Origin of the sequence: Streptomyces sp. KL116D, assembly GCF_030766975.1 — a bacterium.
Lineage (GTDB): Bacteria > Actinomycetota > Actinomycetes > Streptomycetales > Streptomycetaceae > Streptomyces > Streptomyces longispororuber_A.
This window is the reverse complement of sequence record NZ_JASERH010000050.1, coordinates 1-22,276: the sequence shown is the minus strand read 5'-3', so window position 1 is coordinate 22,276 and position 22,276 is coordinate 1. Positions and strand designations below refer to the sequence as shown.

At 72.7% G+C, this 22,276-nt stretch carries 23 protein-coding genes; 14 read left to right on the top strand and 9 right to left on the bottom strand.

Going from position 1 to position 22,276, the window contains the following annotated elements:
* Positions 1-59: 59 nt before the first annotated feature.
* A complete protein-coding gene (locus tag RBJ77_RS20850) occupies positions 60-971 on the bottom strand; it encodes a 2-hydroxy-3-oxopropionate reductase (protein WP_372346428.1) in 912 nt (303 codons plus the stop codon).
* A 47-nt stretch (positions 972-1,018) separates the two neighbouring features.
* The gene (locus RBJ77_RS20845) at positions 1,019-1,855 is read right to left on the bottom strand and encodes a TIM barrel protein (RefSeq protein WP_372346427.1); all 837 of its coding nucleotides are present in this window, start codon (positions 1,853-1,855) and stop codon (positions 1,019-1,021) included.
* A 146-nt stretch (positions 1,856-2,001) separates the two neighbouring features.
* On the opposite strand from RBJ77_RS20845, the gene RBJ77_RS20840 reads away from it, so the two are divergent.
* The 12 genes from RBJ77_RS20840 to RBJ77_RS20785 all read left to right on the top strand — a co-directional run bounded on the left by RBJ77_RS20840 (position 2,002) and on the right by RBJ77_RS20785 (position 14,274).
* A complete protein-coding gene (locus RBJ77_RS20840; RefSeq protein ID WP_372346426.1) occupies positions 2,002-2,271 on the top strand; it encodes a hypothetical protein in 270 nt (89 codons plus the stop codon).
* Between the two features lie 62 nt (positions 2,272-2,333).
* Positions 2,334-2,645, top strand: a complete 312-nt coding sequence (locus tag RBJ77_RS20835) for a helix-turn-helix domain-containing protein (protein WP_372346443.1) — start codon at positions 2,334-2,336, stop codon at positions 2,643-2,645.
* A 149-nt stretch (positions 2,646-2,794) separates the two neighbouring features.
* Entirely contained in the window at positions 2,795-3,319 is a 525-nt protein-coding gene (gene uraD / locus RBJ77_RS20830) for a 2-oxo-4-hydroxy-4-carboxy-5-ureidoimidazoline decarboxylase (protein ID WP_372346425.1), read from the top strand.
* Positions 3,319-3,708: a hydroxyisourate hydrolase gene (uraH, locus tag RBJ77_RS20825; protein WP_372346424.1), complete on the top strand. Its 390-nt coding sequence runs from the start codon at positions 3,319-3,321 to the stop codon at positions 3,706-3,708. The genes uraD and uraH overlap by 1 nt, the downstream gene beginning before the upstream one ends.
* An 8-nt stretch (positions 3,709-3,716) precedes the next feature.
* Positions 3,717-4,652, top strand: coding sequence for a factor-independent urate hydroxylase (pucL, locus tag RBJ77_RS20820; RefSeq protein WP_372346423.1), 936 nt, complete (start codon positions 3,717-3,719; stop codon positions 4,650-4,652).
* A gap of 87 nt (positions 4,653-4,739) precedes the next feature.
* Positions 4,740-6,161: a nucleobase:cation symporter-2 family protein gene (locus RBJ77_RS20815; protein WP_372346422.1), complete on the top strand. Its 1,422-nt coding sequence runs from the start codon at positions 4,740-4,742 to the stop codon at positions 6,159-6,161.
* 45 nt (positions 6,162-6,206) lie between these two features.
* Complete coding sequence (locus RBJ77_RS20810) at positions 6,207-7,604, top strand: 8-oxoguanine deaminase (RefSeq protein WP_372346421.1); 1,398 nt, start codon at positions 6,207-6,209, stop codon at positions 7,602-7,604.
* A 339-nt stretch (positions 7,605-7,943) separates the two neighbouring features.
* Positions 7,944-9,296, top strand: a complete 1,353-nt coding sequence (locus RBJ77_RS20805) for a nucleobase:cation symporter-2 family protein (RefSeq protein WP_372346442.1) — start codon at positions 7,944-7,946, stop codon at positions 9,294-9,296.
* A gap of 58 nt (positions 9,297-9,354) precedes the next feature.
* Positions 9,355-9,996: a CatB-related O-acetyltransferase gene (locus RBJ77_RS20800; RefSeq protein WP_372346420.1), complete on the top strand. Its 642-nt coding sequence runs from the start codon at positions 9,355-9,357 to the stop codon at positions 9,994-9,996.
* A 121-nt stretch (positions 9,997-10,117) separates the two neighbouring features.
* Entirely contained in the window at positions 10,118-11,473 is a 1,356-nt protein-coding gene (locus RBJ77_RS20795) for a hypothetical protein (protein ID WP_372346419.1), read from the top strand.
* A gap of 168 nt (positions 11,474-11,641) precedes the next feature.
* The gene (locus tag RBJ77_RS20790; protein ID WP_372346418.1) at positions 11,642-12,955 is read left to right on the top strand and encodes an AAA family ATPase; all 1,314 of its coding nucleotides are present in this window, start codon (positions 11,642-11,644) and stop codon (positions 12,953-12,955) included.
* Between the two features lie 119 nt (positions 12,956-13,074).
* A complete protein-coding gene (locus RBJ77_RS20785; RefSeq protein WP_372346441.1) occupies positions 13,075-14,274 on the top strand; it encodes a VWA-like domain-containing protein in 1,200 nt (399 codons plus the stop codon).
* Positions 14,275-14,298: 24 nt separating this feature from the next.
* Here the strand turns inward: RBJ77_RS20785 and RBJ77_RS20780 are convergent, their stop codons facing one another.
* From RBJ77_RS20780 to RBJ77_RS20765, 4 genes are all read right to left on the bottom strand, one after another.
* The gene (locus RBJ77_RS20780; RefSeq protein WP_372346417.1) at positions 14,299-15,129 is read right to left on the bottom strand and encodes a chitosanase; all 831 of its coding nucleotides are present in this window, start codon (positions 15,127-15,129) and stop codon (positions 14,299-14,301) included.
* 142 nt (positions 15,130-15,271) lie between these two features.
* Positions 15,272-17,464 carry an alpha-N-acetylglucosaminidase gene (locus tag RBJ77_RS20775; protein WP_372346416.1) on the bottom strand — a complete coding sequence of 731 codons (2,193 nt, stop codon included), beginning with the start codon at positions 17,462-17,464 and terminating at the stop codon, positions 15,272-15,274.
* A 71-nt stretch (positions 17,465-17,535) separates the two neighbouring features.
* Complete coding sequence (locus RBJ77_RS20770; RefSeq protein ID WP_372346415.1) at positions 17,536-18,021, bottom strand: GNAT family N-acetyltransferase; 486 nt, start codon at positions 18,019-18,021, stop codon at positions 17,536-17,538.
* Between the two features lie 24 nt (positions 18,022-18,045).
* Entirely contained in the window at positions 18,046-18,945 is a 900-nt protein-coding gene (locus RBJ77_RS20765) for a helix-turn-helix domain-containing protein (RefSeq protein ID WP_372346414.1), read from the bottom strand.
* Positions 18,946-19,041: 96 nt separating this feature from the next.
* Here RBJ77_RS20765 and RBJ77_RS20760 point away from each other — a divergent pair, with 96 nt between their 5' ends.
* Positions 19,042-19,893: an NAD(P)H-binding protein gene (locus tag RBJ77_RS20760; RefSeq protein WP_372346413.1), complete on the top strand. Its 852-nt coding sequence runs from the start codon at positions 19,042-19,044 to the stop codon at positions 19,891-19,893.
* 45 nt (positions 19,894-19,938) lie between these two features.
* On the opposite strand, the gene RBJ77_RS20755 is transcribed toward RBJ77_RS20760, so the two are convergent.
* The 3 genes from RBJ77_RS20755 to RBJ77_RS20745 all read right to left on the bottom strand — a co-directional run bounded on the left by RBJ77_RS20755 (position 19,939) and on the right by RBJ77_RS20745 (position 21,877).
* Positions 19,939-20,361 carry an acyl-CoA thioesterase gene (locus tag RBJ77_RS20755; RefSeq protein ID WP_372346412.1) on the bottom strand — a complete coding sequence of 141 codons (423 nt, stop codon included), beginning with the start codon at positions 20,359-20,361 and terminating at the stop codon, positions 19,939-19,941.
* A gap of 216 nt (positions 20,362-20,577) precedes the next feature.
* Positions 20,578-21,222 carry a hypothetical protein gene (locus RBJ77_RS20750; protein ID WP_372346411.1) on the bottom strand — a complete coding sequence of 215 codons (645 nt, stop codon included), beginning with the start codon at positions 21,220-21,222 and terminating at the stop codon, positions 20,578-20,580.
* Between the two features lie 61 nt (positions 21,223-21,283).
* Positions 21,284-21,877, bottom strand: a complete 594-nt coding sequence (locus RBJ77_RS20745) for a histidine phosphatase family protein (RefSeq protein WP_372346410.1) — start codon at positions 21,875-21,877, stop codon at positions 21,284-21,286.
* Between the two features lie 199 nt (positions 21,878-22,076).
* Here RBJ77_RS20745 and RBJ77_RS20740 point away from each other — a divergent pair.
* A partial coding sequence (locus RBJ77_RS20740) for a hypothetical protein (RefSeq protein WP_372346409.1) occupies positions 22,077-22,276 on the top strand: 200 nt, incomplete at its 3' end.

Sequence of the window (22,276 nt, the reverse complement as noted above, 5' to 3'; positions counted from 1 at the left end):
ACGCCTGGGCGCGACAGGACAGGTGTCAGCGCCGCCACGGCCCGGAAGTCTGGGGGGCCTTACGCGACCTGGTTGCCCGAGAGGCGCTCGACCGAGCGGAGCAGGGCCGAGTGGTCCAGGCCGCCGTCGCCCTGGGCGCGCAGCGAGGCGACCAGCTGGGCGACCACGCCGCCGACGGGCAGGGCCGCGCCGACGTTGCGGGCGGCGTCGGTGACGATGCCCATGTCCTTGTGGTGCAGGTCGATGCGGAAGCCCGGCTTGAAGTCGCGGTTGAGGAAGTTGTCCTTCTTCCGCGTCAGCACGGTGGAGCCGGCCAGGCCGCCGTTGAGGACGTCGAGCGCGGCCTTGAGGTCCACGCCGGACTTCTCCAGGAAGACCACGGCCTCGGCGCACGCCTGGATGTTCACGGCGACGATCAGCTGGTTGGCGGCCTTCACGGTCTGGCCCGAGCCGTGCGGACCGCACAGCACGATGGTCTTGCCGAGGGCGTCCAGGAGCGGCTTGGCCTCGTCGAAGTCGGCCTGCTCGCCGCCGACCATGATGGACAGCACGGCCTCGATGGCGCCGGCCTCGCCGCCGGAGACGGGCGCGTCGATGACGCGGATGCCCTTCTCCTTGGCGTTCTTGGCCAGGTCGACCGAGGTCTGCGGGGTGATCGACGACATGTCGACGATCAGCGCACCCGACTTGGCGTTCTCCAGGATGCCGTCGGGACCGTAGGCGATGGCCTCGACCTGCGGGGAGGCCGGAACCATGGTGACGATGACGTCGGCGTCCTTGACGGCCTCGGCGATCGACTTCACGGCCGTGCCGCCGGCCGCGGCGAGGCGGTCCAGCTTGTCCTGCTCCAGGGTGAAGCCCGTGACGTCGTAGCCGGCCTTGATCAGGTTCTCCGACATGGGTGAGCCCATGATGCCGAGGCCGATCCACGCGACCGCCGGGCGGGAGCTGGACTGGAGGTTGTTGCTCATGAGGGTGACTCCAAAAGCGTTGGTGCGACAGTGGGTTGAGGGTCGCCTCAGGCGGCGCGGTGGGCGTGCGGCAGCCAGCCGAAGGACTCGGCGCTCGGGGCGTCGCCCGGCTTGTACTCCAGGCCCACGTAGCCCTCGTAGCCGGCCTTCGTGAGCTGGTCGAGCAGCTCCTCCAGGGGCAGCGAGCCGGTGCCCGGCGCGCCGCGGCCCGGGTTGTCGGCGATCTGCACGTGCGCCGTCTTGTCGGCGTAGGCGTCGATCACGGCCGGCAGGTCCTCGCCGTTCATGGACAGGTGGTACAGGTCCATCAGGAACTTGGCGTTGCCGAGGCCGGTCGCCGCGTTCACCTTGTCCACGATCTCGATCGCCTTGGGGGCGCTCACGATCGGGCACTTCGGCGACTCCGGCTTGTTGAGCGCCTCGATGAGCAGCACGGCGCCGACGCGGTCGGCCGCGCGGGCGGCCAGCACCAGGTTCTCCAGGGCGAGTTCGTCCTGGACGGATTCCTCGACGCCCTCCACGCGGTTGCCGTACAGGGCGTTGAGCGCCTTGCAGCCGAGGGAGGCGGCGAAGTCCGCCGCGACGTCGAGGTTCGCGCGGAACTTCTCGCTCTCCTCGCCCGGGACCGACAGGGCGCCCCGGTCGGGGCCCGGCAGCTGCCCCGCGTAGAAGTTCAGGCCGGTCAGCTGGACGCCCGCGTCCTTGATGGCGTCGCGCAGGGCGTCGAGCTCGGACCGCTCGGGTACGGGCGCGTCGACCCAGGGCCACCACAGCTCGACCGCGGTGAAGCCCGCCGCGGCGGCGGCCGCGGGGCGCTCCAGGAGCGGGAGCTCGGTGAAGAGGATCGACAGGTTGACGTTGAAGCGCTGGTCTGCGAATCCCATCGGGGTCGGCGCTCCCTTCAGGTTCGATGTCGTTGAGCTTCCGTATTGCGGAAGTTCGTTTCTGCGTGATGGAAGATTGCCTCCGGCTGGTGGCAGCTGTCAAGAGGGGCTGCCGGAAAAACCCCGGACGGCGTTAGGTTGAGCGCGTGCGATTGAGAGTGGAGTTCACGACCGAGCCCTTCGACCTGGACGAGGCGCCGCAGCACGCGGTCGTCGCCCGCGACGTCGTGCAGGGGGCCGACCTGGACGCGGTCGACGTGGGACCGTTCGGCAACACCGCCGAGGGGGAGGCCGACCGCGTGCTCACCGCGGTCGACGCGCTGCTGCGCCAGGCGCTGGCGGCCGGGGCCACCCGGGTCTCGCTCCAGGTCAATGTGATCGGTGAGGGTGCCGGAGCCGGGGAGGGCGATAAGTGACCGGGCTCGTTGACGATGCCTCCGACCCCTTCGTCAGGGCGGTCAAGCCGCTCGTGGACGCCATGGGGGGCGAGATGGTGCCGCCGCAGGAGGCGGGCAAGGACGACGTCGTGCTCAGCTGGGAGGGCGCGGACGTGATAGCCGTCCGGCTGCCCCAGCTGGCCGACTCCCTGGACCACATCCTGGCCGCGATGGAGCGCAAGGAGGGCAAGCCGCTCGCCGAGCTCGACCGCAAGGAGAAGCAGGAGGTCGTGCGCGTCCTGGAGGCGCGCGGCGCCTTCTCCGTACGGCACGGGGTGGAGACGGTCGCCGGCGCGCTCGGCGTCTCCCGGTTCACCGTGTACAACTACCTCAACCGGGAGAAGGCGCCCTGACCTGGGACGACCTCCGCGAACACGAACCGCCGTCCGTTCACCGGGCGGCGGTTTTTGTCACTCCAAGTTTTCAACAAAGTGTTGACGCCGTGTTTCCGAGGGCGTTAGCTATCCGCAGCCCGTCCAGCACCAGGCCACGGAGGCACCCCGTGACTTCAGGATCGTCAGCTACGTATCGGGGGCTCACCCGGTTCAACACCTCGGACGAGAGCACGGCCGCGGCCGAGCTCCACGAGGTGTGTGCTTCATCGGCGTGGGGGAGCAAGATCCTCGCCCAGCGCCCCTTCGCTTCCACCGAGTCCCTCTTCACGAGCAGCGACGCCGCGATGGCCGAGCTGACCGCCGAGGACCTCGCCGAGGCGATGGCGGGGCACCCGCCGATCGGCCGCCCGAAGCCCGGCGACCCGACCTCGTCGCGCGAGCAGCGCGGCATGTCGGGAGCCTCCGAGGAACTCAAGGCGGAGATGCTCGAACGGAACCTGGCCTACCAGGACCGGTTCGGACACGTCTTCCTCATCTGCGCCACCGGAGCCACCGCGGAGCAGATGCTCGACGCGCTCAAGGCGCGGATCGGCAACTCGGCCGAGCAGGAGCGGGAGATCGTCCGCACCGAGCTCGGCAAGATCAACCGCATCCGCCTCGCGCGCCTCGTGGAAGAAGGAGACAACGCCTGATGAGCACCGAGACCACCGCTTCGGTGTCCACGCACATCCTGGACACCAGCATCGGACGCCCCGCCGAGGGCGTCGCCATCTCCCTTGCGGCGCGCGCCGGTTCGGGCGCCGCCTGGGTGGCGCTCGGCGGCTCGGCCACCGATGCGGACGGCCGCTGCAAGGACCTGCCGGCACTGCCGGAGGGAACCACCCACGTCCGTCTCGACTTCGAGACGGAAGCGTATTTCGACAAGAAACAAGCCGATGCGCAGCAGGACGCCCCCGCGAATCGGGACAGCGACACGTTCTTCCCGGAGGTGGCGATCACGTTCGCCGTCAAGCCGGGCGAGCACTACCACGTGCCGCTGCTGCTCAACCCGTTCGGCTACTCCGTTTACCGAGGGAGCTAGCAGACACCATGCCCACGATTCTGGGATCGAACCAGTACGGCAAGGCGGAGAACCGCGTTGTCAAGATCACGCGGGACGGCGACACCCACCACATCAAGGACCTGAACGTCTCGGTCGCCCTCAGCGGTGACCTCGACGACGTGCACCTCACCGGGTCGAACGCCAACTGCCTGCCGACCGACACCACCAAGAACACCTGCTTCGCCTTCGCCAAGGAACACGGCATCGAGTCGGCCGAGCAGTACGGCATCGCGCTGGCGCGGCACTTCGTCGACAGCCAGCCGTCCATCCACCGCGCGCGCATCCGCATCGAGGAGTACGCCTGGGAGCGCATCGCCGGCTCCGACGCGGGCTCCAACTTCATCGGTGCCGACGAGGTCAAGCACTCCTTCGTCCGCAAGGGCCAGGAGACGCGCCTGGTGCAGGTGACGTACGACGGCGAGAAGTTCGAAGTCCTGTCCGGGCTCAAGGACCTGACCGTGATGAACACCACGAACTCCGAGTTCTGGGGCTTCATCAAGGACAAGTACACGACGCTCCAGGAGGACTACGACCGCATCCTCGCCACGTCCCTGTCGACGTGGTGGCGGCACAACTGGACGGGTGCGGACGACCAGCGCACCCCGAACTGGAACAAGTCCTACGAGCAGGCCAGGAAGCACATCCTCCAGGCCTTCGTCGAGACGTACTCGCTGTCGCTGCAGCAGACCCTGTTCCAGATGGGCTCGCGGGTCATCAACAACCGCACCGAGATCGACGAGATCCGCTTCTCGGCGCCGAACAAGCACCACTTCCGCCAGGACCTCTCGGCGTTCGGCCTGGAGAACGAGGCGAAGGACGGCGCCGTGTACTGGGCCGCCGACCGCCCCTACGGCCTGATCGAGGCCACGATTCTGCGGGACGGCGCGGAGCAGCGCATCCCGGTCGACATGACCAACCTCTGACGCCGGACCAGGCGTTCACGGACGCGGTAGCGCACCCCCGTCCACCCGCAGTCGGCGGGGGTGCGCCGCACCGGAGGGAACATCGCAATGGCAGTGCCAGCAAAGGGGCCGGCTGAAGCCGAGGGCCCGTGTTCTGACTCTTTTGACCCGCCGGACAGCGCCTCGACGCAGGTGCACCCGGTGGACGAGAAGCTCCACGTCTCGCGGCTCGTCCCCGCCGCACTCCAGCACATCGCCGCCATGTACGCCGGCGTCGTCACCCCTCCGCTCATCATCGGCCAGGCCGTCCGGCTCGACACCGCGGGCCAGACCCGGCTGATCGCCGCCTCCCTGCTCATCGCGGGCGTGGCCACGCTCCTGCAGACGCTCGGCGTCAAGGGCTTCGTCGGGAACCGGCTGCCCTTCGTCAACGCCGCGTCGTCGGCCGGCATCGCACCGATGCTGGCCATCGCCGAGACCAACGCCCAGGGCGACCAACTCCCCGCCATCTACGGGGCGGTCATGGTCGCGGGCGTCTTCTGCCTCGCCATCGGCCCGTTCTTCGGACGGCTGCTGAGGTTCTTCCCGCCGCTCGTCACCGGCGTCGTCATCACCCTCATCGGGGTGACCCTGATGCCCGTGCCGGTCGGCTGGGCCCAGGGCGGCGACAAGACCGCCGCCGACTACGGCGACATGCGCTTCCTCGCCCTGGCCGGCTTCACCCTCGTGGTGATCCTGCTGATCCAGCGCTTCGGCCGCGGATTCGTCAAGCAAGTCGCCCTGCTGTTCGGCCTGTTGATCGGAACGCTCGCCGCGATCCCGTTCGGCATGGCGGACTTCTCCGCCCTCGGATCCGCGCCCGTGGCGGCGCTCCCGACGCCGTTCGCCTTCGGCGCCCCCGAGTTCCAGCCCGCCGCCATCATCTCGCTCTGCCTCGTCATGCTCGTCCTGATGACCGAGTCCAGCGCCGGAATGCTCGCCATCGGCGAGATCTGCGAGCGCGACTGCAACGGCACGACCATCACCCGCGGTCTGCGCACCGACGGCATCGCCACCTTCATCGGCCCGGTCTTCGGCGGCTTCCCGACCTCCGCCTTCGCGCAGAACGTGGGCGTCGTCTCGCTCACCAAGGTGCGCAGCCGGTACGTCGTCGCCGTCGCGGGCGGCGCCCTGCTGATCCTCGGCGCCTTCCCGGTGCTCGGCGCGGTCGTCTCCCTGGTCCCCATGCCGGTGCTCGGCGGCGCGGGCATCGTGCTCTTCGGCTCCATCGCCGTCAGCGGCATCCGCACCCTCTCCGAGGCCGGCCTCGACGACAGCTCCAACATCATCCTGGTCGCCGTCTCGCTCGGCGCGGGCATCATCCCGCTCGCCGCACCCACCTTCTACGCCGACTTCCCGGCCTGGGCGCAGACCGTGCTCGGCTCCGGCATCAGCGCCGGCGCACTCGTCGCCGTCTCGCTGAACCTCTTCTTCCACCATCTCGGCACCCGCGGCAGCGCCAACGCCACCGCGGCACTCAAATCCTCCTAGGGTCCTGCCGTGCCCAATCGCCACTCACGAAATGAAGGAAGCACCATGGCACCCACCACGGCTTCTTCTACGGCAGACCGCATCGTCATCGAGAACGTCGCCATCGCGACGGTCGACGCGCACGACACCGAGTACGCCTCGGGACACATCGTCGTCGCGGGCAACAGGATCGAGTCCATCGGCGCGGGCAAGGCGCCCGAGGGCCTCGAGAACGTCGTGCGCCGCATCGACGGCACCGGACACCTGGCCACCCCCGGCCTGGTCAACACGCACCACCACTTCTACCAGTGGATCACCCGCGGCCTGGCCACGGACCACAACCTGTTCAACTGGCTGGTGGCGCTGTACCCGACGTGGGCGCGCATCGACGAGCAGATGACGTACGCAGCGGCGCAGGGCTCCCTCGCGATGATGGCCCGCGGCGGCGTCACCACCGCCATGGACCACCACTACGTGTTCCCGCAGGGCTCGGGCGACCTCTCCGGGTCGATCATCCGCGCCGCCTCCGAGATGGGCGTGCGCTTCACCCTGGCCCGCGGCTCCATGGACCGCAGCGAGAAGGACGGCGGCCTGCCGCCGGACTTCGCCGTCGAGACCCTCGAAGGCGCCCTCGCCGCGACCGAGGAGACCGTCAAGAAGCACCACGACGCCTCCTTCGACGCCATGACCCAGGTCGCCGTGGCGCCCTGCTCGCCCTTCTCCGTCTCCACCGAACTCCTCAAGCAGGGCGCCGAGTTGGCGCGCCGCCTCGGGGTGCGTCTGCACACCCACGGCAGCGAGACGGTCGAGGAGGAGAAGTTCTGCCACGAGCTGTTCGGCATGGGCCCGACCGACTACTTCGAGTCGACCGGCTGGCTCGGCGAGGACGTGTGGATGGCGCACAGCGTCCACATGAACGACTCCGACATCGCCGCCTTCGGCCGCACGAAGACGGGCGTGGCGCACTGCCCGTCCTCGAACGCCCGCCTCGCGGCGGGCATCGCGCGGGTCCCCGACATGCTCGCCGCCGGCGTCCCGGTCGGCCTCGGCGTCGACGGCACCGCGTCGAACGAGTCGGGCGAACTCCACACCGAACTGCGCAACGCCCTCCTGATCAACCGCCTCGGCGCCCACCGCGAGGCCGCCCTCAACGCCCGCCAGGCGCTGCGCCTGGGGACGTACGGAGGCGCCCAAGTACTCGGCCGCGCCGCCCAGATCGGATCTCTGGAAGCGGGCAAGCTGGCCGACCTGGTCCTGTGGAAGCTGGACACCCTGGCCCACTCGTCCATCGCCGACCCGGTCACCGCGCTCGTCTTCGGCGCGGCCGCCCCGGTCACCCTCTCCCTCGTGAACGGCAGGCCGGTGGTGGAGAACAGCCGCCTCCTGCACGTCGACGAGGACGCCATCGCCCGCTCCACGCGGGACGAGGCACAGCGCCTCGCGCGGATCGCCGCGCAGGACTGATCCCCGAAATCTCCGGTCAGGGGGGACGGCCCCTGACCGGAGGCTCGACCTGCCGAGCGGGCAGGTCGAGTGCCGCCCCGGAACGTGGCCCAAAGCCTCACGTTCCCGGGGCGGTCAGTACTACCTGGGCGCACGACAACTGAACACCGAGCACCTCCAGCACCACCTTGCACCACCTCCCAGAAGCGAAAAGCGCCGGCGATCGTCCGGGGCTGGAAAACAACCGGAGGAGCCGCAGTGGCGACAGAGCCCAGGTTCACCAAGCAAGGCACCACCCCCGCCGACGCGTCCGCGGGGCATACCAAACATCCGGTCGACGAGAAGCTGCCGCCGCTGAAGATGGCGACGACCGGCCTCCAGCACGTCGCGGCGATGTACGCGGGCGTGGTGGCACCCCCGCTCATCGTCGGCGCCGCGATCGGCCTGAGCCCGAAGGACCTCACGTTCCTCACCGGCGCCTGTCTGTTCACGGCCGGTCTGGCGACCTTCCTGCAGACGCTCGGCATCTGGAAGATAGGCGCGCGACTGCCGTTCGTGAACGGCGTGACGTTCGCGGGCGTCGCCCCGATGCTCGCCGTCGTCGCCTCCACGAAGGACAAGGACGACGCGCTGCCGGTCATCTTCGGGGCGGTGATCGTCGCCGGTGTCCTCGGATTCGTCGCGGCACCGTTCTTCTCGAAGATGGTCCGCTTCTTCCCGCCCGTCGTCACCGGCACGGTCATCACGCTCATCGGCATCTCGCTGATGCCGGTCGCGTTCGGCTGGATGCAGGGGCCCAACACCCAGGCAGCCGACTACGGTTCGATGAAGAACCTCGCCCTGGCCGGCATCACGCTCGTCGTCGTGCTGCTGCTGCGCCGCTTCACGACCGGGTTCGTCAAGCAGATCGCGGTGCTCCTCGGCCTGGTCATCGGCACGCTCATCGCCATCCCGTTCGGCGTCACGGACTTCTCACCGGTCGGTGACGCGGACATCGTCGGCTTCCCGACCCCGTTCCACTTCGGCGCCCCGCAGTTCGCGGGCGCGGCCATCGTCTCGCTCTGCGTCGTCATGGTCGTCTCGATGACCGAGTCCACCGCCGACATGCTCGCCCTCGGCGAGATCGTCGACCGCCCGGCCGACGAGAAGACCATCGCGGCCGGTCTGCGCGCCGACACGCTCGGCTCGGCGATCAGCCCGCTCTTCAACGGCTTCATGTGCAGCGCGTTCGCCCAGAACATCGGCCTCGTCGCGATGACGAAGATCCGCAGCCGCTACGTGGTGGCCACCGGCGGCGGGTTCCTCGTCCTCATGGGCCTGTGCCCGATGGCGGCCTCGCTGATCGCCGTCGTGCCGCGCCCGGTGCTCGGCGGCGCGGGCGTCGTGCTCTTCGGCTCGGTCGCCGCCAGCGGCATCCAGACCCTCGTCAAGGCGGGCCTGGAGAAGGACAACAACGTCCTCATCGTCGCGGTGTCGCTCGCCGTGGGCCTGATCCCCATCGCGGCGCCGGAGTTCTACCACGCCTTCCCGGAGAACTCGAAGATCATCCTGGACTCCGGGATCTCCACCGGCTGCGTCGCGGCCGTCGTCCTCAACCTGCTGTTCAACCACATCGGCCGCGGCCGGGAGGCCGACGACGTCACCTCGCCCATGGAGTCGGGCGGAGCCATCGCGGAACAGCGGACGGGAGCGTCGGCCGCCGGGGTGCACTGATCCCGGCCGGCCGGGAGTCGGGGTGCGGCGCCACGCGCGACGGTGCAGGATCGTCCGCATGGCGCCCACACCCCCCGACCCGCACGTCCTGCACCCGATGCCCGAGCAGCCCCGCGTGGTGCTGCTCAAACCCCTGATCACCTCCGGCCTGATCGAGGTCGGCGAGTTCACGTACTACGACGACCCGGACGCGGCCACCGAGTTCGAGACCCGCAACGTCCTCTACCACTACGGCCCCGACCGGCTCCGCATCGGCCGCTTCTGCGCCTTCGGCACCGGGATCCGCTTCATCATGAACGGCGCCAACCACCGCATGGACGGCGCCTCCACGTTCCCCTTCCCGATCATGGGCGGCTCCTGGGCCGCGCACATGGACCTGCTCACGGACCTCCCCACCCGCGGCGACACCACCGTCGGCCACGACGTGTGGTGCGGCAACGGGGTCACCGTGATGCCGGGCGTCACCATCGGGTCCGGCGCGGTGATCGCGACCGGCTCGGTCGTCACCGACGACATCCCGCCGTACGCGATCGCCGGCGGCAACCCCGCCCGCGTGATCCGCACCCGCTTCGACCTCTCCGTGGTCCGGCGACTACTCGAACTCGCCTGGTGGGACTGGCCGTTGGAGCACATCACGGCCCATGTCCGGGAGATCATGTCGGGCTCGGTCGAGGCGCTGGAGAAGGCCGCCCCGCACTAGCCGGCGAGGGACCGGCAGAAATTCGGGGACGACAGATCGTCATCGGCGTGGTTACGATGACGCCGATGATGAACACTTCCTCGTACGGATTGGGGGACTCGTTCGCTCAGGGTGAGTGCTGATGGCACCTCACTTCGCGAACGGGATCCCGACCCACCTGCTGATGTGGCAGCGCGTGCGCCAGTACGCCGTGCCACCGTCCATGATCGAGACCGCCACCGCCCGCCGAGCGGCCGGTGACTGGGCGGGGGCCTGCGCCGCCGCCCGGATCGACGTCGACCTCGATCTGCGCGCCGTGCGCCACCGCCACGGCACCGACCTCACCACGCGCCTGCGGGCGGACCTGCGCGCCCTCGCGCCGGACCTGCTGCGCTGGCACATGCCGAGGATCGCCCCCGACGGGCACCTCAGGCCCGGCCTCACCATCTCCCTCGCGCAGTACCGGAGTCCGGCCCCGGGACCGCCGCCGCACCTGGTCGTGCGGACCCCGCCCGCCTGGGCCGACGCCGGGCAGCGGATCTCGCTGACGCTGTGGGAAGGCGCCGGCGGACCCCGCCCGACGCACCCGCATCCGCACCCCCGCCCCGACCGGCACTTCCGGCTCGATCTGCACCGGCACCTGTGGGACGCCCGGCGCAGCGGCGAACTGGCCGGGCGCGCCGAGCCCGACCGGGCCGCCGAGGCGGAGCTCCTGCTGCGGGCCGAAGGGTGCGGGCCACGCGGCGCCTTCACCGTGCGCAACGGCGCGCGGGGCCGCACCGGGTACGAGCTCGTCGCGCCCGACGACAGCCACGCCCCGAGGCTCCGGCCGCCGGCGGAGGCCCTGGCGCCCCAGGTGGTCGCGGCGCTCCCGGTGCTGCCGGACGCGGCGGCCAGGACCCTGCCCGACCTGGAGCTGCTCAGGGCGGGTCTGGTCACGGCCGACCGGCTGCACCCGCTGGTGGCCGCTGCCCTGGCGCCGCTCGGCGCGGCGCCGCCGGCCGACGGCGCCGCACCCGCTGCGGCCGCCGACCCGCACCGGGTGGAGTGCCGGGGCGAGGTCCACCGCATCGCCCTGCGCGACGGGGTGCTGACCGCGGTCGACCACGACCCGGACCAACTGCGCCGCGAGGAACTGCTGGTGGCGCTCGGCGGGCCACCGCTGCCCTGTCTGCGGGCCATCGATTCGGCGCACCGCAGTCCGGAGGCGCTGCCCGCGGTCCGGGAGCGGCTCGGCCACGGTGACGTCGTCGGGGCGCTGGCCGTGGTCGAGGGGCTGCTCGGGCCGGCCGCGGTGCTGCGCGACGGACCGCTGCGCGAGGAGCTGGAGTCGGCCGCGGACCGCCGCGTCGACCACGGACTGTTCCGTGCCGGGCTCGTCGCCGAACATCCCGCCGCCCACACCCGCGAGCGCCCGCGGCCCGGCCGCGGCACCCCGCCCGAGCTGTTCCGCAAGCAGGGCCCGCGCACCCGGCCGCGTGCGGCCCTGGCCGGCTGACGGCCGACCGCACCCCCACAGAACCCGGCCTCCTCGCTCAGGCCGGGCCCAAGTCCCGCTCACACACGCCCGGTTGATGGCTGTGTGCGTCCCCGTGAACCCGGGCCGGGCCGTCCGGCGCCGCCTCGCCGACGCCGAGCTTCCCGACCCCTCGACTCTCCCAAGGTGATGCCCGTGAACCCCAGCACCCTCCTGCCCGCGCCCGCCCGCACCGACGTGCCGGACGCCGTCCCGCCCGTCCCCGGCCCGGCCCCGGCCGCCACCACCGAGCGCCAACTCGACCTGGCCGGCGACCTGTTGACCCTCCTGCGCAGCACGACCACCGAGCCGCGCCCCGACGAGCAGCTCGAAGCGCTCACCCTGGCCGTCGCCGCCGATCTGCCCGTCCTGCTCTGGGGAGAGCCCGGCATCGGGAAGACCGCGGCCCTCACCCAGCTGGCGGCCTCCCTCGACCTGCCGCTGACGACCGTGATCGCCAGCGTCCACGAGCCGTCGGACTTCTCCGGCCTGCCGATCGTGGGCGACGACCCGGCGGTCCAGGGAGTCCCGATGGCCCCGCCGCAGTGGGCCGTCGAACTCGTCACGGCCGGGCGCGGGCTGCTCTTCCTCGACGAACTCTCCACCGCCACCCCCGCCGTCCAGGCCGCGCTGCTCCGCGTCGTCCTGGAGCGCCGGGTCGGCTCCCTCCAACTGCCGCCCGGCGTACGGATCGTGGCCGCCGCCAACCCGCGCGCGTCGGCCGCCGACGGCTGGGAACTGAGCCCGCCGCTGGCCAACCGCTTCGTGCACCTCTACTGGGTGCACGACCGGGACGTCGTGGTGCGCGGCCTCGGCGGGGTCTGGCCCCGCGCCGAACTGCCCCGCCTCGAACCGGAGCGGCTCGCCGACGCGGTGGCGCTCGCCCGGCGCGCGGTCTGCGGCTTCCTGGCCGCCCGCCCGACACTGATCCACCGGCTGCCCAGCACCGAGACCCGGCGCGGCGGGGCGTGGCCCTCGCCGCGGAGCTGGGAGGCCGCCCTGACCCTGCTCGCCTTCGGCACGGCGGCCGGGGTCTCCCGGGAGGTCCTCGCGCTCCTCGTGCGGGGCGCGGTCGGGGACGGCCCCGGGCTCGAACTCCTCGCCCACCTGGACCGGATGGACCTCCCCGACCCCGAGTCGCTGCTCGCCGACCCGGCCGCCGCCGAACTGCCGGAGCGCGGTGATCTGCGCCAGGCCGCGCTGGAAGCGGTGGTCGCGGCCGTCGGCGCCCGGCCCGAGCGGGACCGGTGGGAGGCCGGCTGGGCGGTCCTGGTGCGAGCCCTGGAAACCGGCGCCCCCGACCTGCTGGTCGCTCCGGCCGGCGCGCTCGCCGGGCTGCGGCGCGACGACTGGGAGGTGCCCGCCGCGGTGGAGCGGCTCACCGGGGTGATCGGTCTCGCCCAGGGCGCCGACCGGTCGGTGAAACGCGTCGGACCCGTCGCCGTCGCCGGGACGCGCCGATGACGGCGGCCACGCGGCGCCCGCTGCCCCGGCCGATACCCAAGCCCGCCCCACCGCGCCCGGTCCGGGCGGCTCCGCCCCGGCCGCCCGCCGTCGACGCCGCGCCCCGACTCCCGCTCGACATGGACAAGTTGCTCACCGCGCGGCTGCACGCGGTGCGGGTCCGCCCCTATCTGGCCGCCGCGCTCTTCGCGCTGCACGTGGTGGAGGACCACTCGGTGCCGACGATGGCGGTCGACGCGCACTGGCGCTGCTACGTCTCGCCCGGCTTCGTGGCCCGCATGTCCGTCGAGGAACTCGCGGGCGTCTGGGTCCACGAGGTCTCCCACCTGCTGCGCGACCACCACGCCCGGGGCGAGCGCTACGCGCGCGAGAACGAGGAGTACGGGCCGGGGGAGGGGCTGCGCCGCAACATCGCCGCCGACTTCGAGATCAACGACGACATCTACGGCGACGGCCTGCCACGGCCCGCGGGCGCGGTGCTGCCGTCGCTGCTGCGGCTGGACTCCGGCCTGCTGATGGAGGAGTACCTGCGCAGGTCGTCGATGTCCGGGATCGTGGCGCAGCGGCTCTGGCTGGACTGCGGCAGCGGCGCCCACGGGCAGCGCAGGCCGTGGGAACTGGGCCCCGACGGGGCGCACGGGCTCACCAGGCAGCAGCGCGACGCCGTCCGCTTCCGGGTCGCCGAGGGTATCAAGGGCCGTCCGGGCGACGCCCCGGACGGCTGGCGGCGCTGGGCCGACGAGGCGTTCCAGACTCCGCAGCCCTGGCGGCAGCTGCTGGGCGCGGCGGTCCGCGCGGCGGCGGGAGCGCCCGGCGTCGGCGAGAACCACAGCTACCGCCGTCCCTCCCGGCGCTCGGCGAGCGTCCCCGGCGTCGTCCTGCCGAGCCTGCGCAGGACCCCGCCCCGGGTCTGCGTGGTGATCGACACCTCGGGGTCGGTGAGCGACGCCGAACTGGGCAGCGCGCTCCTGGAGGTGGCCGCGATCGCGCGGGCGGTCGGCGGCCGGCGCGATCTGGTGTCGGTGGTGTCCTGCGACGCGGCGGCCGGTGTCGCCGTCCCGCTGTGCCGGGCCGAGAGCATGGAGCTGATCGGCGGCGGGGGCACCGATCTGCGCTCCGGGTTCGACCGCGCCCTGCGCGCCCGGCCCGACGTGATCGTGGCCCTGACGGACGGTCAGACGCCGTGGCCGTCGGCCCAGCCGCCCTGCCGGACGGTCGTCGGCCTGTTCCCGCGGGTCGGCCGGCGGGTGAACGAGCGGGACCCGGACTACGTCCCGGACGGGCCGCCGGACTGGGCGCGGGTGGTCACGATCGGCTGACCACCCGCGCGGCACCGGGCGTGACTACCCGATGTGGAAACTGTCCCCGTACACCTTCCAGTCGAGCGGCGTGTCCAGGTTCAGGTTGCCCTGGTCGAGGAAGACCCGCTGCGCGGTGTCGACCCGGCTGGTGTCGCTGTGCGCCTCCTCCTGCTTCATCGCCCACACCCGGGCGTCGAGGAAGGCGTTCAGCCACGTGACCTCGTCGCCGCCCTGCGCGGGCGGCTTCGCCTGGTTCAGCGCCCGCTTGCGAATGCTGCGGAAGCTGGTCGGGTCGGAGCCGTCGCCGTGCATCACGACGGCGTCGTAGTACGTGAACTGGCCGAGCGTGCCGACGCCGTCGGCCCTGCCCTGGGCGACGGCCGGGCCGAAGTAGACCCGGTCGCGCTCGTCGTTCTGGGCCTGCTGGAACGCGCCGTCCCCGGCCGCCTCGGCCCAGTCCTTCGGGTAGTCCGGGTCGAGGCCGTCGTGCGAGTCGGTGCCGTCGACCTCGCGCAGCGCCGGCAGGTACCCGGCGAGCGCGTTGCCGGGCTCGCGGTCGGTGTACAGCTCGACGAGGTCGAGCATGTCGCCGGTGCCGGAGCAGAAGCCGATGATGCCCGCGGTGTAGCCGCGGCCGTCACCGATGTCCTCGATGTACTTGTACTGGGCCTTCCAGTCGAGCGAGGAGTTCTCCGCGCTCGACACCAGCTGCATGGCGATCTCCTTCTTCGCCGGGTCGTCGAGCCCGCCCGCACCCGCCGCGACGGGCGCGGCGTCGGCGAACCGGGTGGTCAGGAGCGGGGCCGCCACGACGGAGGCGCCGAGGAAGGCGAGCAAGGTGCGACGGGACGTGCGTATGTGGGGGGTGGGCACGGGTCCTCCTTGAGGGAGTCCGCCGGCGGGATTCGTCGGACCGCCGACTGTTAGGAAGGTTTCCTACCAGAGATTTCGGGTGACGTATACCCGTCAAGAAGGGCTGGGGAGAGGGGAGTTGGAGTGCCGGACTCCGGTGGAGCTAGGCGCCGCGCAGCCGTTCGCGCACCTGAACAGCGATTTCGTACGTGTCTCCGGTGGCGCGGGCCGGAAGCGGGCCGGGATCACGGATCCAGGCGTCGTCGAAGGCGAACCAGTCGATCGTCCGCGGCGCGCCACCCGCATCGAGGGCGGCCCGCAGCGTGTCGAAGTACGCGGCCCAGCGCTTGCGGTAGAGACCGCCGACGAGCCCCGCCCACTCCCGGTTCGCGTAGTCGTGCAGCCCGGCCTCGGCCCCCTCGCGCGTCCCCCACACCGTGACGAGCGACAACTGGTCGTACGCGAGCCGGTCCCGCTCCGCCCCGTCGTGCCCCCACGCCCGCGCCTGGGCGCGCCAACTCCCCAGCAGATGACGGGAGTCGGTGGCGAGGAGCCGGTCGAGCAGGTCCATCAGCGCGAGCCACTCCCGCGTGAGCCGGTCGAAGGCCGCCGCGTCCCGGCCGTCGTACGCCGTCCCGATCCGGGGGAGCAGGGCGCGGCTGCGGTTCGACACCGCCTGGCGCGCCACGTCGAGCAGGTCCCTGCGGTACGCCGATGAGTCCCGCAGCGCCGGACGCATCGCCAGCAGATGGCCGAGGGCCTGCTCGAACTCGGTGGCGTCGTAGCGCAGTCGCTTCGGCGACCAGGTGGCGGCCGAGCGCGCCGTCAGGGACGGGCGCGCGCCGAACAGCCCGTCCGCGCCCTCCGCCCAGCCGTCCGCGCGCGTCGTGCCGTACGCGGTGCGGCGCAGCACGTCCCAGGCGGCGGCCGCCCGTGCGTCACGGCCCCCGTAGCGCGCCACCGCCCACGCGTCGAACCACGCCTTCAGGTCCAACGGGCCGTCCAGCCAGGCGAGTTCGGAGAACAGCTCGAACGCGGCCGGGTTGTTGTCCGCGGCCTCCGGCAGCAGTGCCGTGCCGCGCAGCGCGCTCCCCGGCTTCGTGCGCCACCGGTCGTAGAGCTCCACCCAGTCACGGGTGTTGGCGCCCAGCGTCGTGTGCCCGCCGAAGTTCCAGATCGACCCGAACGCGTACGGGGTGCCGGACCAGTCCGCCTCGCGGTCCGTGACGGCGGGGAACCGGTCGGAGATGCCGTCGACGACCAGCATTCGGCGCCGGTCGTCGGCCTCCACGATCGCCTTCGGCGGGTTGTGCCGCCAGCCGAGGATCACCCACACCGCGTCCTCGTGCGCCGCGCGCAGCGCCTTCTCGACGCCGCGCGCCGCGTCGCCGACCGGCACGTCGCCCGGCCGGCCGCCCTCGTGCAGCAGATCCATCTTGAACAGCCGGGCCGGGCCGAACATCTCCTCCTGCGCCCGGTAGAACGCGGCCGCCACCGCGGCGAAGTGCTCGCCGCGCGGATCGAGCCAGTCGGGCCGCCGGTACCCGTACCAGTCGCCCTGCCGCACCACGTGCGCACCGGAGTTGCGGTCCGCGAAGCCCGGCGGCACGGTCCCGAAGTAGCCCGGCAGCACGGGCTCCATGCCCAACTCCCGTATCCGGTCGGCGATCCGCCGGCCGAGCCGGGCCCGGGCGCCGAGCAGCCCGGCGGACACCGGACCGCCCGCCGGACCCGCCATGTTCTGCAGCAGCCACCACGGCTGGTGAGCGGGGGAGGGGATCCACGACCTCAACTCGCCGTCCGTGAAGCCGAACCGCCGGAGCGTGCGGTGGTACAGGGCGTCGGCGCCGACGTACACCAGCACCTCGTTGAAGCCGTGCAGGGCGAGCACGTCCAGCTCGCGCTCCCAGTACGACCAGTCGTGGTACGCCCCGGTGTAGCCGTCACTGGTGTCGTTGAGCACGAAGCGGTGCGGGACGTTCGCCCGGCCGGTGAGCGGGCGCGGCGGGGCGGGCAGCGTCGTCGGCAGGCGCAGCTGCTCGCCCGCCCAGGAGACGTTGGCGTGCGCGACGTCCTTCAAGTAGCGGCGCAGACCGGCGAGTTGGGCGGCCGGCGACGTACCGTCGACCCGGATCCGGCCCGCCCGGCCGGTGACCCGGTAGGCGTCGCCCCGGCCGGACGGCGGCGGGAACGTCAGCTGGCCGGCGGCGGGCCGGCCGAGCAGCCGGCGGGCGGCCTCCGCGGCGGCCGTCGAGGTGCCCGGCACGGGGTCCTCCCGGTCGTCGGACCCGCCGGTGCAGGACACCGCGGCCGACCCGGCGAGCGCGGTCAGGAACGTACGGCGAGCCAGGGGCATGGTGTCTGCTTACCCGTCAGGGGCGCGGCACGCGCGGCGCCACGCGGACGGACCGGCCGGGTACCGGCCCGTCAGGAAGCGTCCGGACGAAGGGACTTGGCATAGAAGCGGCTCTCCTCGTAGGCCCGGAACGGGCCGAACGGAGCCGTCGGACGGTAGCCGCTCGACTCGTACAGGGTCACCGCCTCGGGCAGCATGACGCCCGTCTCCAGGACCATCCGGACCCGCCCGGCGTCCCGTGCGCTGTCCTCCAGGGCCGCGAGCACCCGGCGGGCCAGACCCCGGCGGCGGGCCCGCGCCACCACGAACATCCGCTTCAGCTCGGCGTCCCCGTCCGCGTACCCCAGACCGTCGTACTCCTGGGCCCGCCAGCCGCCCGACGCGACCGGCTCCCCGGCGTCGTAGCCGACGACGAACAGGCCGTACGGCGGCTCGAAGTGCGACGGGTGCAGGGCCGTGAAGTCGTCGTAGCCGAACCGGCTGCGGTACTCCGCCTGCACCTGGTCGTTGAGGAGCGCGGCGTCGGGATGCCCGTAGGAACGGATGTGGAACTCCATGGGCCGGTAAGCGTAGTGGGCGGCTCAGCGGCCGGCCCGGGAGGGGCAGGGCGTGCCCGCCGGGAGCCGGCCGCTGAAGAAGGCCGACGGCGCCACCCCGAACAGGGACCGGAACTCGGCGGCCATGTGCGACTGGTCGTAGTACCCGGTGGCCTGCGCGAGGCCCGCCCACGGCACCGGAGCCCCGGCGCCGTCCCGGGCCCCGGCGAGCAGCTGGCGCGCCCGGTCGATCCGCGCGAAGTGCTTGGGCGAGACGCCGACCCCGTCCGCGAACAGCTTCCGCAACTGGCGCTCGCTCACCGCCAGCGCGCGGGCCACCTCGGGGACGGGCGCGGGCCGCGGGCTTCCGGGCCGCGTCGACAGTGCCGTCACCGCCGAACGCACCAGGGCCTCCCTGGCCCGGTCGGCGGCGGCGCCCTGCTCGAAGGCAGGCGGCAGCAGCTCCGCCAGTTCGGCGAGCGCCACGTCCACCGGGACGTCGTCGCCCCACTCCCGCAGGGCGCGGTCGATCCGCGCCGTCGACCGGCCGGGCAGCTCCTTCAGCGGCACCACCTGCCCCACCAGGTCACCGGCGGGCGCGCCGAGCAGCGGCCGGGCGGCGCCCGGCCGGATCCGCAGGTCGAGGCAGAGCGGCAGCCGCTTGCCCGTGTTGTACGAGGCCCGGGTGCGCGGCCCGACCGCCAGCACGGCGCTGCCGCCCTCCGGCAGCGTCCGCACCACGAGCCGCACTGCCGCGTCCGGCACGTGGGTGACCGAGCGCGGGCCGTCGGGGGCGTGCGCGATCACCCCGATGTCGGTGATCCACGGGCGCAGCGCGGCAGGTGGCTCGACCAGGCGCGACGGCACCTGGGAGGTCCCCGCGGCGGTCCTGATCGCCGTCTGCCGCGCGAGGTCGGTACGGGAGGGTTCGGTCACCGTGGTCACCCGTCCACCGTAACCAGCGGGCGGGGGCGTGCGGGCGGTGGAGGCGTGCCGAATTTTCCTATCCCGAGGGACCGTTGCGGCGGCAGCGTGGACCGCATGATCCTCATCACCGGTGCCACCGGCACCATCGGCAGCCACGTCGTCCGCCTCCTCGCCGAGCGCGGCGTCCCGCACCGGGCACTGACGCGCGACCCGGCCCGCGCCCGGTTCGGACCCGGCACGGACGTGGTGCGCGGCGACTACGACGACCCGGCCTCCCTCGCGGCGGCCCTCACCGGCGCCGACGCCGTCTTCCTGGTCAACACGCCGGGCGCCGCGGCCCCCGGCGCCCACGACGTCGCGCTGCTCGCCGCCGCCGAACGGGCGGGGGTGCGGCGCGCGGTGAAGCTCTCCGCGATCGGCACGGGCGAGTCAGCCTCCGGCCGCTTCAGCGAGTGGCACGTCCCCGGCGAACGGGCCCTCGCCGACGGCCCGTTGGAGTGGACGGTGCTGCGCCCGTCCATGTTCGCCTCGAACTTCCTGTGGTGGGCGGACGAGATCAGGGCCGGCCGCCCGGTCCCCGACCAGTACGGCGGCGGCGCGCAGGGCGTGATCGATCCGGCCGACGTCGCGGCCGTCGCCGTCGAGGCACTGCTCGCGGACGGCCACCACGGGCGGACGTACACGCTGACCGGGCCCGAGACGCTGGCGGTCCCCGAGATGGCGGCGCTGGTGGGCAAGGCGCTCGGCCGCACCGTCGAGTCGGTGGCGGTGGGCGAGGCGGACTCGCGGGCGTTCGTGATCGGCAGCGGCATCCCCGAGGCGTTCGCGGACGGTGTCCTGGAGGGCCTCGCGTTCGTCCGCGCGGGCGGCAACGCCGTCGTCACGGACGACGTCGAGAAGGTCCTCGGCCGGCCGCCGCGCACCTTCGCGCAGTGGGCGCACGAGCACCGGGAGGCGTTCGCGTAGCCGATGGCTCCCGGCCGTCCGCCCGACGGTCGAACGCCGGCCGGCCTACAGGCCGAAGACGGCCGGGTCCGTCGCCAGCTCCTTGAAGACCTCCCGCGGGTCCTTGACCAGCTTGCGCTCGGTGAGGTCCAGCAGACCGCCCACGGCGGTCACCTCCGCCGACACGGTGCCGTCGGTCTTCGTCACCGTCTGGCGGATCCGGAACGTCTTGCCGTCGCCCCACTCGAAGACGCAGGTCACCTCCACTTCGTCGCCCGCGCGCAGCTCCCGCAGATAGCGGATGGTCGTCTCCAGGGCGACGGGCCCCACGCCGCGGGCGAGCAGGTCCTGCTGCTCGATGCCGCCGTGCCGGAGCGCCGACCAGCGCGCGTGCTCCGCGTACTGCAGGTACACCGCCTGGTTGAGGTGCCCCTGCGTGTCGGTCTCGTATCCGCGGACCCCGATCCGGACGGAAAACGGCTCTGTCACGACGTTCCCTTCGACACTGTCGACAGTGATGCGATGTGCACCTGAGCGCTTGCTCAGGTGCCGCTGGTGGGTCCAACAGGGCGGTCCTGCCGGACATTCCTGAACCGCCTGTGCGCGTCCGACCATCTGCGCGCGTTTGATGACGCCTTCGTCCGTCCCGAGACGCCTGGTGCGTCTCACGCCTGCGCGCGTCTCACGCCTTCGCGCGTCCGAGGCCTACGCGCGTCTGGGCGACGCCAGCAGATAGCGCCCGCCGCCCCGCGCCCCGGCGTGCTCGCTGACCTGCCAGCCCGCCTGCTCCAGCGCGGCCGCGCAGGCGGCGAGTTCCGCCGGATCCGGATGCCGCACGGCGACGGCCTCCGGCTGCGGGGTGTCCGTCACCCGGTAGCCGGGCGCCGAGCCGGCCGCCGGGGCGCGGCCCGCCGCCTCCAGGGCGAGCGCGGCGGAATGGGTGAGCCGGCCGCGCTCCCAGGCGCACGGGCGGTCGGTGGCCCCGCCCGGGTTCGTCATCCGGCGTATCTCCAGCAGCCCCTGCCACGCCGTGCGCACCTCACGGGTCCGCGCGGGCCCGGCCACGACGTCCGGCTCCCCGCCCAGCCGCGCCGCGAACACCCCGGGAGAAGCCTCCGCCGTCTGCTGTTGCTGCGGCCGGGCCGGGGCCGTGTCCGTCGCGGCCCCCGCCTCACGGACCCGGTGGCCCTCCGGCGTCAGGAAGTGGTCGTGCGGCGGCCGCGGATGCCGGAACGCCAGCTTCAGGACGACGAGCCGCGCGAGCAGCGCCGGGCTCCCGGTGATCCGGCCCGTCTCCGGCTCGGCGGCCTCGATGACGCGCAGCTGCGCGGCGGTCGGCGGTCTGGTCATGGCGCACCTCCTGCCGACGATGCTGCACCAGGGGTCTGACAACCGCCCCCGGCCCGCGGCCTCAGGGCCGCAGGTTCCAGCCGGAGATCACCGGGCGGCCGTGCTCCGTGCTGATCCGGCTCACCGTGCCCGTCGCCAGCAGGAAGTGGGAGCCGCCCGACGGCGGCAGCCCGAGACGGCGCGCCGTCAGGACCCGCAGGAAGTGGCCGTGCGAGACGAGCACGACGCTGCCCTCGTTGTTGGAGAGCGCCGCGTCGACCTTCGACAGCATCCGGTCCGCCCGCTCGCCCACCTGCTCCGGCGTCTCGCCCGGATGGTCGGGCGGCCCCGGCGGCACCCCGTCGTCGAACAGGTACCAGTCGGGATCCGTGCGCTGGATCTCCCGGGTGGTCACGCCCTCGTAGGCGCCGTAGTCCCACTCGCGCAGATCCTGATCGACCGTGAAGCGGGTGAGACCGGCCAGCTCGGCGGTCTCACGGGCCCGTTGGAGCGGGCTCACGAACACGGCCCCCACGTGATAGCTGCCGACGAGCGGCGCCACCCGGCGCGCCTCCTCCCGGCCGTTGTCCGTCAGCGGGATGTCGGTGAGTCCCGTGTGCTGGCCGGTCAGCGCCCACGCGGTCTCACCGTGCCGGACGAGAAGCAGATCACCCAAGGTTCGCGCCTGTTCCTGAGAGGTCGGAAGGGGACCCGGACATTCTCCCCGAAGCGCGGATCAAGGATTGTCAGACCCGGCCCGTAAGGTCATAGAGGTCGGTCGAGGTCGTACCGCGGCCGTAATGCGGCCGTACCGAGGTCGTACAGGTGAGGGCTCCTCGTGAGCCGGACGAGCGGAGAGGGGAGGTGGCGCTACCGTGCCGGAGCTGCCGGGCGTCGCGCTGGGCGCCGCCGCCGTCTTCCTGCCCGCCCCGCTGCCGCGCGAGGGCCGGATCGCGTTCTGGGCGCCGGACGGCGCGGCCCTCCCCGGCGCCGACGAGGAGATCACGGTGGTGCGCCCGCACGGCTCGGGGGTGCGCAGCCGCAAGGTGCCCGCCCTCGTGCTGCCGGTCGTCGC